Origin of the sequence: Bacillus sp. GMs2/2 (assembly GCF_050172095.1) — a bacterium.
Lineage (GTDB): Bacteria > Bacillota > Bacilli > Bacillales > Bacillaceae_G > Bacillus_A > Bacillus_A cereus.
This window is the reverse complement of record NZ_JBNLYE010000760.1, coordinates 1-890: the sequence shown is the minus strand read 5'-3', so window position 1 is coordinate 890 and position 890 is coordinate 1. Positions and strand designations below refer to the sequence as shown.

Here is an 890-nt window from a genome sequence, read left to right as displayed (position 1 = left end):
GCCTTTATGAATAGTGCCCCACCGTGGCCCAAATGGGCTTGTAATTGTTGTTTGGGCGATAGGACGAATAAACCCTTGTGAGCTTGCTGATCCCGTATCTACAACGCTGCCTGGCTTTCCCGCTTCACAATTGAAAGTAAGTCCGCCCATTTGCGCCACAAATTTTGTTACTAATACTGGCCATAAACCATTTGTGCCATGCGGATCATTTGCGGCTCCTGGTGGTGCGTATTTCGCTCCAATTGCTTCTATGGTTGTAATCCCCATACCGATATAGTTTTTATATAAGTTTCGGGCCATAGCGTTGATTCCTTCATCTAAAGTGGCAAACTTCATGAACCCTTTCATCTGAGAACTACCAGGGTCCATGAGGCCACCAGGGTTGTTATAGTTCTTTACTGCATTAGAAGTACCGTTCCCCGTTTCCAATCTTGCAATGGCCGCTAGTAAAACGGGATCGATTTGGTTTTGTGTTCCTGCATTTAAAAAGGCTTGTGCTTTCCCTATAAAAACGCCGCCTAAATGGGGCTGTAATTCTTCTGGTGCCACTGTTTTTCCACCTGGCCGACAAACCGTCATTCCATTACTTGGGATGGTTGCTGGCGCTTCCTCTTCTTTTTTGCCAATGCCTTGCGCCAAAACGATAAATAAAATAAATCCAATACAGACAAACAATCCTATTGTGAAAGTAGAACTTCCAAAAAGAAGTTTTAGTAACCAGGATTTCTTTTTCTTCTTTTTTTGTTCTTGTGCAATCTCTTCTTGTACCGTTTTATCTACAACTTCTTTTATTTCTGGTCTCATATCATCCCTCCCCCCCTTACAACATGTATCAAGATTGATTGGAATACTTTCGAACAATCAGCCCATATATAAGGGCTAAAAGAATG

The 890-nt window shown here is 42.5% G+C and carries 1 protein-coding gene; it reads right to left on the bottom strand.

The window, feature by feature from the left end:
• A partial coding sequence (locus tag ACQGS6_RS29315) for a glucosaminidase domain-containing protein (protein ID WP_426966101.1) occupies window positions 1–804 on the bottom strand: 804 nt, incomplete at its 3' end.
• Between the last annotated feature and the right edge of the window lie 86 nt (window positions 805–890).